Origin of the sequence: Campylobacter sp. IFREMER_LSEM_CL1846, from assembly GCF_025772105.1 — a bacterium.
GTDB classification, from domain to species: Bacteria; Campylobacterota; Campylobacteria; order Campylobacterales; family Campylobacteraceae; genus Campylobacter_D; species Campylobacter_D lari_D.
Window position 1 is genome coordinate 15,702 of the sequence record NZ_JAKMRM010000016.1, and the last position, 17,805, is coordinate 33,506.

15 protein-coding genes and 5 tRNA genes are annotated in these 17,805 nt (G+C 32.1%); 2 read left to right on the forward strand and 18 right to left on the reverse strand.

Annotated elements, in window-relative coordinates:
- Nucleotides 1-5 precede the first annotated feature (5 nt).
- Genes L8W40_RS07335 through L8W40_RS07345 form a run of 3 tightly spaced genes read right to left on the reverse strand, consistent with a single transcriptional unit; the run spans nt 6 to nt 2,343 of the window.
- Nucleotides 6-1,172 carry a UxaA family hydrolase gene (locus L8W40_RS07335; RefSeq protein WP_263665074.1) on the reverse strand — a complete coding sequence of 389 codons (1,167 nt, stop codon included), beginning with the start codon at nt 1,170-1,172 and terminating at the stop codon, nt 6-8.
- A 2-nt stretch (nt 1,173-1,174) separates the two neighbouring features.
- Nucleotides 1,175-1,438, reverse strand: a complete 264-nt coding sequence (locus tag L8W40_RS07340) for a UxaA family hydrolase (protein ID WP_133319930.1) — start codon at nt 1,436-1,438, stop codon at nt 1,175-1,177.
- Nucleotides 1,435-2,343 (reverse strand): dihydrodipicolinate synthase family protein, encoded by a 909-nt coding sequence (locus L8W40_RS07345; RefSeq protein WP_263665075.1) that lies wholly within the window; start codon nt 2,341-2,343, stop codon nt 1,435-1,437. Before L8W40_RS07345 ends, L8W40_RS07340 begins: the two co-directional genes overlap by 4 nt.
- Nucleotides 2,344-2,580: 237 nt before the next feature.
- On the opposite strand from L8W40_RS07345, the gene L8W40_RS07350 reads away from it, so the two are divergent.
- On the forward strand, nt 2,581-3,351 hold the full coding sequence (locus L8W40_RS07350) for an IclR family transcriptional regulator (protein WP_263659895.1): 771 nt from the start codon (nt 2,581-2,583) through the stop codon (nt 3,349-3,351).
- Nucleotides 3,352-3,371: 20 nt separating this feature from the next.
- Here L8W40_RS07350 and rpoC read toward each other — a convergent pair whose 3' ends face one another.
- From rpoC to L8W40_RS07425, 15 genes are all read right to left on the reverse strand, one after another.
- Entirely contained in the window at nt 3,372-7,925 is a 4,554-nt protein-coding gene (gene rpoC, locus L8W40_RS07355) for a DNA-directed RNA polymerase subunit beta' (protein WP_263659896.1), read from the reverse strand.
- Entirely contained in the window at nt 7,918-12,051 is a 4,134-nt protein-coding gene (rpoB, locus tag L8W40_RS07360) for a DNA-directed RNA polymerase subunit beta (protein ID WP_263665076.1), read from the reverse strand. The genes rpoC and rpoB overlap by 8 nt, the downstream gene beginning before the upstream one ends.
- Before the next feature lie 95 nt (nt 12,052-12,146).
- Nucleotides 12,147-12,524 carry a 50S ribosomal protein L7/L12 gene (rplL, locus tag L8W40_RS07365; protein ID WP_012661184.1) on the reverse strand — a complete coding sequence of 126 codons (378 nt, stop codon included), beginning with the start codon at nt 12,522-12,524 and terminating at the stop codon, nt 12,147-12,149.
- A gap of 20 nt (nt 12,525-12,544) precedes the next feature.
- Entirely contained in the window at nt 12,545-13,024 is a 480-nt protein-coding gene (rplJ, locus tag L8W40_RS07370) for a 50S ribosomal protein L10 (RefSeq protein ID WP_133319935.1), read from the reverse strand.
- Nucleotides 13,025-13,179: 155 nt separating this feature from the next.
- Nucleotides 13,180-13,881 (reverse strand): 50S ribosomal protein L1, encoded by a 702-nt coding sequence (gene rplA / locus L8W40_RS07375; protein WP_039617747.1) that lies wholly within the window; start codon nt 13,879-13,881, stop codon nt 13,180-13,182.
- Nucleotides 13,882-13,945: 64 nt separating this feature from the next.
- Nucleotides 13,946-14,371 carry a 50S ribosomal protein L11 gene (gene rplK / locus L8W40_RS07380; RefSeq protein WP_012661181.1) on the reverse strand — a complete coding sequence of 142 codons (426 nt, stop codon included), beginning with the start codon at nt 14,369-14,371 and terminating at the stop codon, nt 13,946-13,948.
- Between the two features lie 26 nt (nt 14,372-14,397).
- Complete coding sequence (gene nusG / locus L8W40_RS07385) at nt 14,398-14,931, reverse strand: transcription termination/antitermination protein NusG (protein WP_087684660.1); 534 nt, start codon at nt 14,929-14,931, stop codon at nt 14,398-14,400.
- A gap of 1 nt (nt 14,932) precedes the next feature.
- Nucleotides 14,933-15,115 carry a preprotein translocase subunit SecE gene (secE, locus tag L8W40_RS07390; RefSeq protein WP_039617745.1) on the reverse strand — a complete coding sequence of 61 codons (183 nt, stop codon included), beginning with the start codon at nt 15,113-15,115 and terminating at the stop codon, nt 14,933-14,935.
- Between the two features lie 16 nt (nt 15,116-15,131).
- A tRNA-Trp gene (locus L8W40_RS07395) sits at nt 15,132-15,207 on the reverse strand.
- A gap of 21 nt (nt 15,208-15,228) precedes the next feature.
- Nucleotides 15,229-15,387, reverse strand: a complete 159-nt coding sequence (rpmG, locus tag L8W40_RS07400; RefSeq protein WP_039617743.1) for a 50S ribosomal protein L33 — start codon at nt 15,385-15,387, stop codon at nt 15,229-15,231.
- 39 nt (nt 15,388-15,426) lie between these two features.
- Entirely contained in the window at nt 15,427-16,626 is a 1,200-nt protein-coding gene (tuf, locus tag L8W40_RS07405; RefSeq protein WP_039617742.1) for an elongation factor Tu, read from the reverse strand.
- Between the two features lie 65 nt (nt 16,627-16,691).
- A tRNA-Thr gene (locus tag L8W40_RS07410) sits at nt 16,692-16,766 on the reverse strand.
- A gap of 104 nt (nt 16,767-16,870) precedes the next feature.
- Nucleotides 16,871-16,947 (reverse strand) — tRNA-Gly (locus L8W40_RS07415).
- Between the two features lie 7 nt (nt 16,948-16,954).
- Nucleotides 16,955-17,040 (reverse strand) — tRNA-Tyr (locus L8W40_RS07420).
- 46 nt (nt 17,041-17,086) lie between these two features.
- A tRNA-Thr gene (locus tag L8W40_RS07425) sits at nt 17,087-17,162 on the reverse strand.
- A 91-nt stretch (nt 17,163-17,253) separates the two neighbouring features.
- Here L8W40_RS07425 and yaaA point away from each other — a divergent pair.
- Nucleotides 17,254-17,805 (forward strand): YaaA family protein (gene yaaA / locus L8W40_RS07430; RefSeq protein ID WP_263665077.1); only part of this gene is annotated, 552 nt, incomplete at its 3' end.

Consider the following 17,805-nt stretch of genomic DNA (forward strand, 5'->3'; position numbering starts at 1 on the left):
TTAATTTAGCAAGTTGTAGCAAGTCTCCAAACTGAAAAATCATTTTGTTCATTTAACTCTGCCTTTACCAATTCTCCATTTGAAATTCTTATGATCAAATCTATAAGCTCATCACGCACTTCTTCTTTTGTCTTAATCCCATCTATAATACTTCCTGCATTAATATCAATAGCATCATTCATATTTTCATAACAAAAAGTATTAGAACTCATTTTAATAGTAGGCACAATAACTGAACCTGTAGGAGTACCGCGACCTGTAGTAAAAACACAAATATTTGCTCCACCTGCCACCATAGCGCTAAGTTGTTCTATATCATTACCTGGCGTATTCATGAAAGTAAGTCCTTTGGAAATTACAGGTTTAGCATAATCAATCACATCCATTAAAGTTCTAGTACCTGCTTTATAAACACAACCTAAAGACTTTTCTTCTATAGTACTAAGCCCGCCTGCAATATTTCCCGGACTAGGATTTGCTCCGCGTATATCAGCATGAAAAGATTTAACTAAATTCTCATAGCCTAAAATCTTATCATATACCTTTTTAGCTACTTCATCATTTTTTGCTCTCTTAGCAAGTATAGCTTCACACCCTATAAGCTCTGTAGTTTCTGCTAAAATTACTGCACCACCTTCATCAATTACAAAATCACTTAAACTTCCTAAAGCAGGATTGGCACTAAGACCGCTATAACTATCACTACCACCACATTCTGTGCCTAAAATCAAATCACTAAAATCCCCATCTGTTTTTTCCAATTTTGCAGCATTTTCAAGCATTTGATTTACTATTTTAACACCCTTTTCTATGGTATTTTTACTACCACCGCACTCTTGTATTACTAAATATTCAACCATCTTATAAGGTGTCGCTTCTTTTATTTTTTCAGCTACTATTTTCGCTTGTATTACCTCACAACCAAGTCCTACAATTAAAACACCAAAAACATTAGCATTACTCCCATGGCCTATTAAAACATCTCTAGTTTGTAAAGCATCAAATTCAAGTTGAGAACAGCCATGTTGATGATTGATATATACTGCCCCATTGCATTTTCTGGCTATATTTTCACACACCTTATTAGCACAATGCACGCTTGGTATAATAATGACTTTATTTCTCAAGCCAAATTTTCCATCTTCTCTTCTATAACCCATTATCTTTTTCATATTTATTCCTTATCCCCACGACCTCTAATACCTGCACTATTGTGAATATGCACCCATTCACCTTTATTAATATCACAACTTGCACTAGCTATAGCTTCTGCATATTTGATGACAACTTCATCTTTTTTTATATCTTTTAGTGCAAATTTATGTCCACTTGCAATATCATCTAAAAGTTCTATATTTTCCACGATTTCACCTTTTTTAAAATCACGCAAAGCAGTAGCGACATTATCTTTTTCATTGACTATAATATAGGCTTTCATAATTTTATACCCGTTTCTTTTTCTATAGTTTTAACAAGTTCTTTAGCTTCATTAAAACGAGTATTTAATTCTTCTTTTGTGGCATGTGATAAAGGATGGATGCTTGTATTTGCAAATTCAAATCCTCTGGCCTTTAAAAGCAAAGCAAATCCCATAGGAAAAGCTATGTTCATACCAAATCTTATAGCTTTTAATAAACTTTTTTGAATCAGCAAAGCTCTATCTATATTTTTTTCATTGATTGATTTATAAATTTCACTCATAAGTTCTGGAAAAACACCACCTATACTAGTCATAGAACCCTTTGCCCCTATCAGTAGTGCTCCTGCATAAAATTCTTCTCTTCCTACAAAAACATCAAAATCACTAGGCACTACATCTAATATATGATTTAAAAGCAAAGCATCTCCACTGCTATCTTTTATACCCGCAATATTATCAAGCTTTGAAACCCTTTCTATAAATTTCAAACTTAGCGCTGGTGCAAAAAGAGGGATGTTATAAATATACAAAGGAAGCTTTACTCTAGAAGATAAATCTTTAATATATTCAAAAAGTGCGTCTTCACTTAATTTATAATAATAAGGCATAGCAAGTAATAAAGCATCAAGCCCTAATTCATATGCTTTTTGTGCCAAAGTAAAAGTATTTTGATAAACTGTTGATGCAATACCTGTAATAACAGGGATATTATTTTTTGCAGCTTCTTTTGTAAGTTTCATTATTTTGACTTGCTCTTCTATACCTAAAGCTTGAGAATCTCCTGCACTACCATTACAAAATAATCCATTTAAACCTTTTGAGATACCAAATTCGCAGTATTTAATAAATTCGTTTTCATTAATATTTCCACTCATATCATATGGAGTTAATAAGGCTGGTAAAGTTCCTTTTAATATTCCCATATTTTTCCTTTCATTTTTTGTATATACAAAAATATTTTTATATACAAAAAATATAGCTAAAAATAGAAATTTTTAAAAACATCAAAATGATAAAAAAACAATACAAAAGTCTTATAAAAGTAGTTATAATCAACCATCTAAAGCAAAAACTGCTAATAGAAAATATTTTTTATATCATTAAAAATGTTACTAAAAGTAAAAAATATGATAGAATTTATCTATCGAAAAAGGAGCAAAATGACACATCAACCAACATTAAGAGTTTTAAAAATTTTAGAATTATTGGGCAATAATAATCAAAAAAATACACTAAGCTCTATTGCAAAAGATTTAAATATCCCTCCAGGGACACTTTCTCCTATACTTCAAACTTTACAAGCTAAAAATTACATTAAATGTGATAAAAATAAATTTTACACATTAGATTATAAAATTTTAGAAATTAGCCGTTGTATTTCAATAAAAAATAGCGCATTAGAATTAATTAAAAAACATATGAAAAACATCAGAAACTTAACAGGACAAACATGCCAAATGGGAATATTAAAAGAAGGAAATGTATTTTATTTAGAAAAACTTGATTCGGATAATCAAATACAAATCAAGTCTTTTGTCGGTGCTTCATATCCAGCTTACGCTACATCTTTAGGAAAAGCATTACTAGAAAAGAAAACTTATAAAGAGCTTGAAAAAATTTATCCAAATCCTTTTGAGAAAATAACACCAAATACATTAAATAATCTAAAAGAGCTTTACGAAGAATTATCTTCTATCAAAAAAAATAAAATAGCATTAGAAAGTGGGGAAATGAACCCAGAAATTGAGTGTATGGCCATAGGAATTGAATACGATGAAAAAATTATAGCTGCAATTAGTATTTCATATCATATATTTTACTCAAATGCAAATTTTAAAGAAAAAAATCAAAAAATTTTACTAGAAGAAAAATACAAAATAGAACAAGATTTAAAATTATATTTCCCGGAATTAGAAAATATATATCAATAAAAATCCCTAATTAGGGATTTTTATTCTTTTTCTTTTAATTTAAGTTTTTGTTCTTGATATAATCCCGTTCCAACAGGAATCATACGACCTAAGATTACATTTTCTTTTAGATCTTCAAGATAATCAAATTTACCTGCAATACTTGCTTCTGTTAAAACTTTCGTTGTTTCTTGGAAAGAAGCAGCTGAAATCACACTATCACTTCCAATAGCCGCTCTTGTTACCCCAAGTAACACAGGTTCAGCCACAGCAGGCTCACCACCATATCTTAAAATTCTTTCATTTTCTTCTCTGAATTTTCTTCTTGAAACTAAATCACCCACGATGAAGTTAGTATGACCACTATCTACAATTTTAACTTGTCTTAGCATTTGTGATACGATGATTTCAATATGCTTATCAGAAATCACAACACCTTGACCGCGATAAACTTGCTGAATTTCAGAAATAAGATAATAATGTAATGCTTTTTCACCTAAAATTCTAAGTACATCATGGCTTGAAATAACTCCATCGGTTAATTTTTCACCCGCATGGATAAACTCGCCATCTCTTACTTGAATACGTTTTGATTTATCTATCAAATACTCTGCACTACTTCCATCTTCTGCTTGAATAATGATTCTTTCTTTTGATCTTAAAGGTTTATCAAATCTAACAACTCCGTCAATTTCAGCTACAACGGCAGTGTTTTTCGGCTTTCTTGCTTCAAATAATTCAGATACTCTTGGAAGACCCCCGGTAATATCTTTTGATTTAGCTGCTGCCTTTGGTGTTTTAGCTAAAATATCAGCTTGCTTCACCTTATCACCATCATTTACATAAATAACAGTTTTTGGCTCTAATTGATAACGCACTACCTTATCATTTTCACCTATAATTAACAACGCTGGACGCACTCCACTTGGTAAATACTCATTAATAACAAGCGATCTTTTACCTGTTGCTTCATCAATTTGTTCATCAGCACTATAGCCTGATTCAATATCTTCAAAATTTATAGTACCTGCAACCTCTGCAATTACGGTGTTATTATATGCATCCCATTCAGCAATGATAGTTTTATCTTCTTTGCTTGATTTTGCTATAATAGCTTTAGGATTATCTACAAAAGCACTATCATCAAATTCAATCACGGATTCTCTTGGTATATAATGTCTTTTTGCTTCTCTATCATTTTCATCAGCAATAACAACAAAAACACCTTTTTCTTTAACTACATCACCTTTTTTAAGATTTTTAATCCTATCTAAACCATCGCCTTTGAGCATGTAAAATTTTAATGTGCCTTTTGCACCTGCTATAATATCTTGAGTGATAGGATCACCATCTTTTACTAGCAATTCACTTGCATAAGGAATACGATTTGGTATATTCCAACCTTCTTTGATCACTTCAACAATACTTTCATTTTCAGCTACTTCAACACCATCGCTATATGGAATATATAACTTACCTTCGATATTACCACTTACACCGGCAAGCTCATTAGCTTTTGCTAAATCATATTTTCTTAATATAAATTTAGCTTCATTGTTTTTTGCTTTAACGCTAACTACTACATCTTCATACGCATGTTCAATATGGATAGTTCCTTTAAATGGGGCTTTGATTTTTGGCTCAACAAGTAAAATAGCAGCATTACGATGATTTGCAACGATAGTTTTACCTTGTCTATCTTCATAAGTGTTAAGATTATAAAATCTTACAAAACCTTCTTTGTGTGCTACTACTTGACGATCTTGTAAATCTGTACTAGCAGTACCACCACTATGGAAAGTTCTTAGTGTAAGCTGAGTTCCTGGCTCACCGATTGATTGAGCAGATATAATACCTACAGCTTCACCTGGCTTAACTAATTTGCCCTCACCTAGGTTAATACCATAACATTTAGAACAAACTCCTTTTTTAGCTTTACAAGTAATAGGAGTTCTAATACTTACACTCTTTACACCACTTTCAACAATTACTCTAGCTTTTTCTTCATCTATTAAAGTACCTTCTGAAAATAAAATTTCATTAGTAATAGAATCAATAATATTTTCAGCTAAAACTCTTCCTAAAATTCTTTCCTCCAAGGTTTCAATCACAACACCATCTGCTGTGATTTCATTAATTTCAACCCCCTCATGTGCACCACAATCATCCATTGTAACTTTTACATTTTGTGCCACATCGATAAGCTTTCTTGTTAAATAACCTGCATTTGCTGTTTTTAATGCTGTATCTGCGAGACCTTTTCTAGCACCATGAGTTGAAATAAAATATTCAAGAACATTAAGTCCTTCACGGAAATTTGAAATAATCGGTGTTTCAATAATTGAGCCATCAGGTTTTGCCATAAGACCCCTCATCGCAGCAAGCTGTGAAATTTGAGCTGCTGAACCTCTAGCACCAGAATCTGCCATCATATAAATAGAGTTAAATCCTTCTTTATCTTTTTTAATTAACTCCATCATATCTTTTGATAGGATATTATTAGTACTTTTCCAAATATCAATAATCTTATTATATCTTTCACCCGAAGTAATCAAACCTAAATTATATGAATTTTGAATTTCTCTTACTTGTTTTTTAGCTTCTTCTATGCTTTTTTGCTTTTGATCAGGCACAATAATATCAGCAATTGAAATAGAAATACCTGCTTTTGTTGCATATTCAAAACCAAGATCTTTTAGTTTATCTAAAAAGCTAGCGCTTACTTCAAGGCCACCCTCTTTATAAACATAATCAACCAAAGCTGCAATATCTTTTTTCTTCATGACTTTATTCCACATATTTTCAGGAACAAAATCAGGTAAGATAGACTTAATAATCAATCTACCCGCGGTTGTTGTGATTTTTCTTCCATCAACCACACTTCTAATGCTTGCATGAATATCTAAAGATTTTGCTTCTAGAGCAATCATAACCTCTTCAATACCTGTGCAAATTTTATGCTCGCCTTTAGCACCATCTTTTTCTAAAGATAGATAATAAATCCCCAAAACCATATCTTGAGAAGGTACAGTTACAGAACGACCACTTGCTGGAAGCAAGATATTCATAGATGAGAGCATTAATACTTTACACTCAGCTATTGCTTCTTGAGATAAAGGCACATGCACAGCCATTTGGTCCCCGTCAAAGTCAGCATTAAATGCCGCACACACTAATGGATGAAGTTGAATTGCTTTACCCTCTACAAGCACAGGATGGAAAGCTTGGATGGAAAGCTTATGCAAGGTTGGAGCACGGTTAAGCATTACAGGATGACCTTTAACAACCTCTTCTAAGCACTCCCAAACCTCATTAGTTTTGTTTTCTATCATTTTTTTAGCTTGTTTTACGGTAGTTGCATAACCTTTTTCTTCAAGCTTAGCTAACAAATGTGGCTTAAATAATTCTAAAGCCATTTTTTTAGGTAAACCGCATTGATCCATTCTAAGTTTTGGTCCAACAACAATAACACTACGACCTGAGAAATCCACCCTTTTACCAAGTAGATTTTGTCTAAAACGACCTTGTTTACCTTTGATAATTTCACTTAAAGATTTCAATGGGCGCTTATTTGCACCTTTAACTGCATTTGCTCTTCTGCCATTATCAAACAAAGCATCAACTGCTTCTTGTAGCATTCTTTTTTCATTTCTAATGATAATTTCGGGTGCATCAAGCTCCATAAGTCTTTTTAAACGCGTATTTCTATTGATAACCCTTCTATATAAATCATTCACATCAGAAACTGCAAATTTTCCACCATCTAAAGCTACCAAAGGTCTTAAATCAGGTGGTAATACAGGTAAATTTGTGATCATCATCCACTCGGGACGATTTGGTACTACTTCATCAATATTTGTATTGCTATTTAAATTACTATTTAAGAAATTTTCTACCACTTTTAAGCGTTTGATGATAGTTTTTTTCTTTGCTTCTGAATTAGTTGCTGCAATATCTTCTTTTAATTTATTTAAAAGCTCGACAAGATCTAAATTTGCTAGCAAATCTCTAACAACTTCACCACCCATTCTAGCTTTAAATCCACTACTTTCATAGCGTTGCATTAAATTTAAATACTGCTCTTCATTTAACACATCACAAAATTCAACTTTTTTAGTATTTTCATTATCATAGTATGCATCACCTGGATTTTCTACTATATATGCTTCATAATATAATACGCGTTCTAAGTCTTTCATCTTTACGCCGAGTAAAGTACCGATACGACTTGGTAAAGAGTTCACATACCATATATGTGCTACTGGGGTAACTAGCTCAATATGCCCCATTCTTGAACGACGCACTTTAGAACTAGTAACTTCAACACCACATTTTTCACACTTAATGCCCTTAAAACGCATTTTTTTATACTTACCACAAAGACACTCATAATCTCTTACTGGTCCAAAAATTTTAGCACAAAAAAGCCCATCTCTTTCAGGCTTTAAAGTTCTATAATTAATCGTTTCTGGTTTTTTTACTTCCCCATAAGACCATGATTTGATTTTTTCAGGACTTGCAAGTCTTAATTGAAATGCTTCAAAGTCTCTAGGTCTGCCATCTTCTTTTATTTCGATAGGTTTAAATTTACTCATTATTCTCATCCTTATCAAAAATCTCAACATCTAAAGCAAGAGATTTTAATTCATTTGTAAGTACAAAGAATGTCTCTGGGATACCTGTTACTGGAACATTCTCGCCTTTTGTTAAAGCTTTATAAGCACTAAATCTACCCTCAACATCATCAGATTTAATAGTAAGCATTTCTCTTAAAGTATGAGCTGCTCCATAAGCTTCAAGAGCCCAAACTTCCATCTCACCAAATCTTTGCCCACCAAATAATGCTTTACCGCCAACTGGTTGTTGTGTTACTAAGCTATAAGGTCCAGTGCTTCTTGCGTGAACTTTTTCATCTACTAAATGGTGTAATTTAAGCATATACATACATCCAACATGCACACGCTCTGCCATTTTTTCACCAGTTCTTCCATCATAAAGTTCGCTTTTTCCATCCATAGCTATTTTAGCCATTTCAAAAAGCTTACCAAATTCTTCAACCGTTACACCTTCAAATACAGGAGTAGCAAATTTTACCCCTTTAGCCCAATCTCTAGCATAAGAAATAAGTTGCTCATCATTTAAAGTTTGTACAAATTTCTTTTCTAGCTCAAGTCTAGATACACTACAAATTTCAAGAATTTTTTCGCGTAATTCTTTTACAAAATCTTTTTGTTTTCTATCAAAAATTTCTTGAATTTGATCACCTAGTCTCATACCAACAATCCCTAAGTGACTTTCAAGAATTTGTCCTATATTCATACGACTTGGAACCCCTAGAGGATTTAAAGCTATATCAATAGGTCTTCCATCAGGTAAATAAGGCATATCAACTTCTGGAACGATATTAGATACAATACCTTTATTTCCATGGCGTCCTGCCATTTTATCCCCAACTTTTAATTTTCTCTTAGTCGCAATATATACTTTAACAAGTTTTACCACTCCACTTGGTAAAATATCATCTTTTTCTAAAATTTCTAATTTTTCATCATGCTCTGTTTTAAGCTTTTTCTTCTCGTTTTGGAAGTGATTTTTTAAATCATCATATTCTTTTTGCACTTCTTTAGAATAAGCTTTAACTAAAGAATTTAATGCAAAACGATTAATTTTTTCCAACTCGGTAATTTCTACCTTGGAACCTTTTTTATATTTAACACCATTTATTTCTTCGTCTGAATTTAAAGGTGATTTAGAAAGCAAAGAACATACTCTTAAAGTTTCTTCTCTGTCCATCATCAAAAGTCTATCGTGATGTTCTTTTTCAAGATTTAATTTTTCATCATCATAGGCTTTTACAGCACGAGCATCTTTTTCATAACCTTTTTTAGTAAATATTTTTACATCTACAACAACACCTTCCAATGAAGCAGTTGCATATAAAGATTTATTTACAACATGTCCTGCCTTTTCACCAAAAATAGCTCTTAGTAATCTTTCTTCAGGCGTAGGTTTTACCTCACCTTTAGGTGAAACTTTACCTACCAAAATCATACCAGGCTTTATATGAGTTCCTATTTTTGCAATACCACTCTCATCAAGATGTGCTAAATCTTCCTCTTTAACATTTGGAATATCTTTTGTAATCTCTTCAACGCCATCTTTAAGTTCTCTAGCCTCTACTTCTTTTTCATAAATATGAACACTAGTGAAAGTATCTTCGCGTAAAATTTTCTCACTAATTACAATAGCATCTTCATAATTATATCCATGCCATGGCATAAATGCGATCAAAGCATTTTTACCAATAGCAAGCTCTCCTTGGTCCATACTTGGACCATCTGCAATAATTTGACCTGCTTGAATAAATTCGCCTTTTTTCACAATCGGGTGTTGAATAAAAGTTGTATTTTGGTTAGTTCTTAGATTTTTTTCCATTTTATAATGATCAATAAATGGTCCATTTTCATCTTCGCCCAAAATAAAAATATTTTTATTATCAACTTTTTCTACAATACCTGCTCTTTTAGCTTTAATAGCTTCCCAAGCATCACGTGCAATGATTTTTTCCATACCAGTACCTACTATAGGTGCTTGTGCGGTTAGTAAAGGCACTGCTTGACGCTGCATGTTTGAACCCATCAGGGCTCTGTTTGCATCATCATGCTCCAAAAATGGAATCAAAGAAGCTGCGACCCCTACTATCATACCTGAACAAAGATCAATCAAATGCACTTCTTCTCTTCTTGCTAAGATTGTTTCACCATCTTGTCTTGCTTCAACAAATTCTTCAACAATATTACCTTTTTCATCAATTTTAGTTGAAGCAGCTGCGATCACTAAACCTTCTTCTTGAGTAGCGGTTAAATAAACAATTTCATTGCTTACTTTTCCATTTTCTACTTTCTTATAAGGTGCTTCAACAAAACCTAGATCATTTACTTTAGCATAAGTTGAAAGCGTATTAATCAAACCGATATTTTGACCTTCTGGAGTTTCAACAGGGCAAATTCTTCCATAATGCGTTGCATGGACATCACGCACTTCAAAACCCGCTCTTTCTTTTACTAAACCACCCTCGCCAAGCGCAGATAAACGACGCTTATGAGTTACCTCGCTTAATGGATTTGTTTGATCCATAAATTGAGACAATTGACCACCGGTAAAAAATTCCATAATTGTCACAGTAATTGTTTTAGGATTGATTAAGTCATAAGGCATTACTTTATCAATATCTGCATTTAATGCGGTAAATTTATCTCTAATTGATTTTTGCATTTTAGCAAGACCCACATGAAGTTCATTAGCTAAAAGCTCTCCAATCGATCTAATACGACGATTACCTAAATGATCTCTATCATCAATATGGCCTCTACCATTTTTTACTTTAATTAAATATTTTGCAGTTTTTACTATATCTTCATTTGTTAAAACTGTAACATATTCAGGTGTATCTAATCCTAGTTTATGATTCATTTTCATACGACCAACTTTTGTTAGATCATATCTTTCAGGATTAAAAAATAAATCATTTACAAAAGCTTTTGCAGCATCTTTTACTACAGGCTCACCTGGTCTCATTACTTTATAAATTCTAATAGCTGCTAAATCATTTTCATCTTCTACATTTTCAGTTTGTTTTAATAATTTTAAAGTCTCATTATCTTGAATGAAAGAATTAATAATAGCAGCATCAACTCCATTTGCTAAGTCATTTGCAATATCAAATTGTTTTTCTTCTTTAATTTTAGCTAATTTTCCCTCATCTAATAGCGTTAAAGAATCAAACAAAACCTCACCGGTTTCTTTATTAATAATAGGGTTAGCTAAATATCTATTTGTTAAAATTTCAATTGGATATTCAACCCATTTAACACCGTCTTTTATAAGTTGCTCAGCTTTTTTCTTTGTCATTCTTTTACCGGCTTGGTGTACAACATTGCCTTTTTCATCTTTTAAATCATATTCGACTCTATCTAAAAAGTCATTTGGATTAAATTCAGTTAAAAATTTATCTTTTTTAACATGAATAGTTTGTATAGGGTAAAATAATTTTATAATATCTTGCTTTTTATAACCAAGTGCTCTAAATAAAATAGTAATAGGCACTTTCCTTCTTTTATTAATACGCACATAAAGCACATCTTTTGCATCATATTCAAAATAAAGCCAAGAACCACGATCTGGTATAATTTGAGCTGTATATACTAATTTATTTGCAACAGTAGAACTTTCTTCTTCTTTAAAAATAACACCTGGACTTCTATGAAGTTGATTTACAACAACTCTTTCAACCCCATTAATTATAAAAGAAATTCTATCTGTCATTAAAGGAATTTCTCTAATATAAATTTCTTGTTCTTTGATATCTTTTATACCGATTTTTTCACCCGTTTTTTCATCTTTTTCATGTAAAGTTAAACGGATTTTCATTTTCAAATTTACAGAATAAGTTAAACCTCTTTCCATGCACTCTCTAATGGTATATTTAGGTTTACCTACTTCACTACTTACATATTCTAAACTTAATCTATTTTGCGGATCATGGATTGGAAAGATAGATTTGAAAACTTTTTCAATTCCACTTTCTGAATTTTTTGCATCTAAATTTAAAAAATAATCAAAACTCTTTTTTTGTAATTGTAATAAATTTGGAATGTCTATTTGTTGTGGAACATTCGAGAAGTCTATTCTTAAACGATTTCCTGATTGTGAATTTAACATATTATTATACCCCATGGTAAAAGTATTGAAAGAAAGAATCCTTATTAAAGGAAAACAAGAAAGGATATAAAATCCTTTCTTTTAAAAATAAAAAATTATTTAAGTTCAACCTTAGCGCCAGCTTCTTCAAGTTGTTTTTTAGCTTCTTCAGCTTCAGCTTTACTAACACCTTCTTTAAGAACTGATGGAGTTTGCTCAACTGCATCTTTTGCTTCTTTTAATCCAAGACCAGTTAAAGCACGAACAACTTTAATTACATTAATTTTTTTATCGCCACCATCTTGTAATACAATATCAAATTCAGTTTTTTCTTCAGCAGCACCGCCAGCAGCACCCGCAACAGCAGCACCCGCAACCATAACTGGAGCAGCAGAAACACCAAATTTTTCTTCAAATTCTTTTACTAATTCTGAAAGCTCAAGAACACTTAGGTTAGAAATAAATTCTAATACATCTTCTTTAGTAATTGCCATTTTTTATCCTTTTTATAATTTTATTCAGCTTCTTTTTTTTCTTTTAATGCATTTAATCCAATTGTAAAATTGGTGATTGGTGCATTCCAAACTTGCAAAAGCATAGCAAGTAATTCATTACGAGAAGGCATTTTAGCTAAAGCTTTAACTTTATCTACAGAAGCAACTTCGCCTTCGATAAATGCAGTTTTGATCTCAAATGCTTGATTAGCTTCGCTAAATTTATCAGCAACTTTTGAAACATTTAATTGGTCTTCACCCCAAAGATAAATATTAGTATCTTTAAGTTCCATTCCATCTTTGCCGGCATTTTTAAGAGCAATACTTGCTAAAGTATTTTTAATAATTTGAACTTTAACATCCATTTCTCTCGCATTATTTCTTAACTCTTCAAGTTTTTTAGTATTTAAACCCTTATAGTTACAAACTACAACAGCCTCACTAACTTTAAAACCTTCTTCAAGTTTAGAAACAAGTTCAACTTTTTGGCTTTTAGTCATCTTTACTCCTTTCCGACCGGTGATTTCAAGCAGAGCAGAAAAATCTAATTAAGTCCTAGGACCTCGGCTATCTCCAATCTAAGATAAAAATTAGATAAAATAAAAGTTATTATCTTATCTAATTTTTATTAATGAGAGTAAAACTCTCATTAATTTTATTTTGTATCAAGTAATTCTTGAGTATCAAGAGAAAGAGAAGGACTCATAGTTAAAGAAAGACTAGCATTTTTAATATATCTTCCTTTTGCAGCAGCTGGCTTGTGTTTATTAATAGCTTTTACAAATGCTGTCATATTTTCTTTTAATTGTTCTTGAGTAAAGCTAACTTTACCTAAACCTGCATGGATATTTCCTTGCTTATCAACACGGAAGTTAACTTGACCATTTTTAGCATTATTCACAGCTTGTGCAACATCCATTGTCACAGTACCTGTCTTAGGATTTGGCATTAAACCTTTAGGTCCTAAAATACGACCTACTTTACCAACTAAACCCATCAAATTTGGAGTAGCAATTAAAACATCAAAATTCATATTTCCTTTTTGAATTTCTTCTACTAAATCATCACTACCAACTATATCAGCACCTGCATTTTTTGCCTCATCAGCTTTTGCATCTTTTGCTATAACAGCAACACGCACTTTTTTACCTGTACCACAAGGTAAAACTACACTACCTCTTACCATCTGATCTGCATGTCTTGGATCAACATTTAATTTTAAAGCAATTTCAACTGTTTCATCAAATTTAGCAGATGCAAGAGTTTTAACTGTGCTTATTGCTTCATCCATTAAGTAATTTTTATTTGAATCTATTTTTTTTAATAATTCTGTAAATCTTTTAGTATTTTTTGACATTAATTTTTCTCCGCATTTTATATAAAGTGCTACCGCCTTTTTAAACTCTTGGCGGTAAAGAGTATTAATCTACGATTTCAACACCCATAGAACGAGCAGAACCCATAATAATCTTAGCAGCTTGCTCTCTATCTTTTGTGTTCATATCAGCTATTTTTTTATCAACAATTTCTAAAACTTGTGCTTTAGTTAATTTACCTACTTTATTTTTTAAAGGATTATCCGCACCTTTAGAAATACCTGCAGCTTTTTTGATTAAATCAGTAGCTGGTGGTTGTTTTGTGATAAATGTAAAGCTTTTATCTGCATAAACAGTAATAACAACTGGAATATTAAAGCCAGCCATATCTTTTGTTCTTTCATTAAATGCCTTACAAAATTCCATAATATTAACACCTTGTTGACCCAAAGCAGGACCAACTGGAGGTGATGGATTAGCCTTAGTAGCAGCTATTTGTAATTTTATTTCTCCTACGACTTTTTTAGCCATAACCTTACTCCTTTACTTGTATATTATCAAACTATTTTTTCAACTTGAGAGTATAAGATCTCTACTGGAGTTGATCTGCCAAATATTGAAACATTTAGCTTTAAAACCCCTCTAACCATATCATATTCTTCTACAATACCAACAAAGTTTGCAAAAGGACCTTCGGTTATTCTTACACTTTCTTCTTTATCAAATGAAATTTTAGGTTTAGGTGCTGCTTTATTTTTCACCTTTTCTAAAATAAGATTGATATCTTTTTCACTCAATGGGGTTGGTTTTTTACTTTCCCCTATAAAACGACCAACTTTTGGCAAAGATTGAATTTTATGCCAAAGTTCTGTTGATAAGTCAATATTGGCAAATACATAGCCTGAATACAAACTTCTTTCGCTTATTTTTTCTTTACCATTTTTAAATTCAATCACATCTTCAGTTGGAACAATTACTTCTAGCAATTGCTCTTGAATTCCATGATCTCTAACTAAATTTTCTATGGCTCTTTTTACAGCCATTTCACTACCTGCATAAGTTTGAATTGCATACCATTTATGATTCATTATTTTATCCTATAATCTTAGATAATGAAAATGACATAATCAAGTCAACCAATGCTAAAAATAATGAAACAACAGTAACAACTACAAAAACAGTAATATAAGCATTTCTAACTTGCTCTTTCAAAGGCCAAATAACTTTTGATAATTCAGCTTTTGACAATTTAAAATAAGTTATTAGTTTTTCCATATTTAACCTTATTTTGTGGCAGGGCAAGAGGGATTCGAACCCCCAACCATCGGATTTGGAATCCGGCGCTCTACCGTTGGAGCTATTGCCCTAAGGGCTTTTATATAAAAGCCTTAACTTTTTAATTTAACTTCTTTATGAACTGTATGTTTTTTTAATCTTGGGCAATATTTTTTTAATTCTAATTTTTCAGTTGTATTTTTACTATTTTTAAAAGTGCTGTAATTAATATCGCCGCACTCTTCACATTTCAAGCCAACTTTAATTCTCATTTTTATTCCTTAAAAAGCGAGATAAAATCTCGCTTATGATTATTTAATAATTTTAGATACAACACCTGAACCAACAGTACGGCCACCTTCACGGATAGCAAAACGAGTACCTTCTTCAAGTGCAACTGGTGCAATAAGACTTACAGTAATTCTAACATTTTCACCTGGCATAACCATTTCAACGCCTTCTGCAAGTTGGATAGAACCAGTAACATCCGTTGTTCTTACATAGAACTGTGGTCTATAGTTATTAAAGAATGGAGTATGACGACCACCTTCATCTTTATTTAAAATATAAACTTCTGCTTCAAAGTCAGTATGTGGAGTAATTGATTTTGGCTTAGCAAGAACCATACCACGAAGAACATCTTCTTTTTTAGTACCACGTAGAAGAACACCTACATTATCACCTGCTTCACCTTGATCCATTTCTTTTCTAAACATTTCAACACCAGTTACTGTAGTGCTTTGTGTTTCTCTAATACCAACGATTTCAATAGTATCACCAACTTTAACAACACCTTTTTCAATTCTACCAGTAACAACTGTACCACGACCTGAAATTGAGAATACGTCTTCGATTGGCATTAAGAAATCTTTATCTGTATCACGAGCTGGAGTTGGAATATACTCATCAACTGCTGCCATAAGATCTAAGATTTTTTTAGACCATTCACCATCTTGTCCAGCTTTTGCTTCTTCAAGAGCTTGTAAAGCAGAACCTGAAATAATTGGAGTATCATCTCCTGGGAAGTCATAAGAACTTAATAGTTCTCTAATTTCCATTTCAACTAATTCTAATAATTCAGCATCATCAACCATATCAGCTTTATTCATGAAAACAACGATATATGGTACACCTACTTGGCGAGAAAGTAAGATGTGCTCTCTAGTTTGTGGCATTGGACCATCTGCAGCAGAAACAACAAGAATAGCACCGTCCATTTGAGCAGCACCAGTAATCATATTTTTAACATAGTCAGCGTGACCTGGGCAGTCTACGTGAGCATAGTGACGATTTTCTGTTTCATACTCAATGTGAGAAGTTGCAATAGTAATACCACGCTCTTTTTCTTCAGGAGCATTGTCGATATTATCATAATCTTTAAGCTCAGCCAAACCTCTTCTTGAAAGAACAGCAGAGATAGCAGCTGTTAAAGTAGTTTTACCGTGGTCAACGTGACCAATAGTACCAATATTTACGTGAGGCTTATTACGTGAAAATTTTTCTTTAGCCATCTTTTTCCTCCATATAAAATTTACAAACAAATACTAATTTATGTTTTATAATCTTTTGAAATCAATGGAGCTCATAGCGGGACTTGAACCCGCGACCTCTCCCTTACCAAGGGAGTGCTCTACCTCTGAGCCATACGAGCGCTCAGAAAAATTAAAAACATAAATTATAAAATTTTGGAAATTGAAACTGCTAGAAATTCTGAATTTAAAAACAGCTCCCAGTTTCACTCTACCAAAATTAGGTTGGAGCGGGAAACGGGACTCGAACCCGCGACCCTCAGCTTGGAAGGCTGATGCTCTAGCCAACTGAGCTACTCCCGCAAAGCAATGGTGGTGAGTCGTGGATTCGAACCACGGAAGGCGAAAGCCAGCAGATTTACAGTCTGCCCTCGTTGGCCACTTGAGTAACTCACCATGATAAAAATGCTTTTTATTTCTGGTCAAACACTGCTATCAACAATGGAGCTGGTTAAGGGACTTGAACCCCCGACCTGCTGCTTACAAGGCAGCTGCTCTACCAACTGAGCTAAACCAGCAAAAAATAAAGTTGAATTATAATGTAATTTTAAATTAATGTCAAGTGTTTTAAATAATTTTATATAATTTTTAAAAAATAAAGGATTGATTATGAAAATTTTATTTTCACCTAGCGAAAGCAAAAATAAAATAAATACGCAAGATTATATAAATAAAAACTCTTTTGTTTTTAGTAATTTATATAGTAAAAGACTTGAGGTACTTACAAAATATAAAAATCATATAAATCAATGCAATGAAGTTGAACTTGAAAAATTTTTTGGTATAAAAGATGCAAGTGAAATAGAAGAATTAACTCATGATATTTTAACAAAAGAAACAAACAAAGCTATTCAAAGATATAATGGAGTTGCTTTTGATCATTTAGACTATGAAAATTTAAGCGAGAATTCAAGAAAATACATAGATGAGAATGTTTTGATATTTTCTAATCTTTTTGGTCCTATTTTAGCAAAAGATTTAATACCTTATTACAAATTAAAACAAGGAGAGAAAATTAAAGAATTTAATATAGAAAAATATTACAAAGATAGTTTCTCTGATGAACTCGATAAATTTTTAGAAAATGAATTAGTCGTTGATCTTAGAGCTAAATTTTATGAAAAATTTTATACTATTAAAAAGCCTTTTTTAACTTTTACC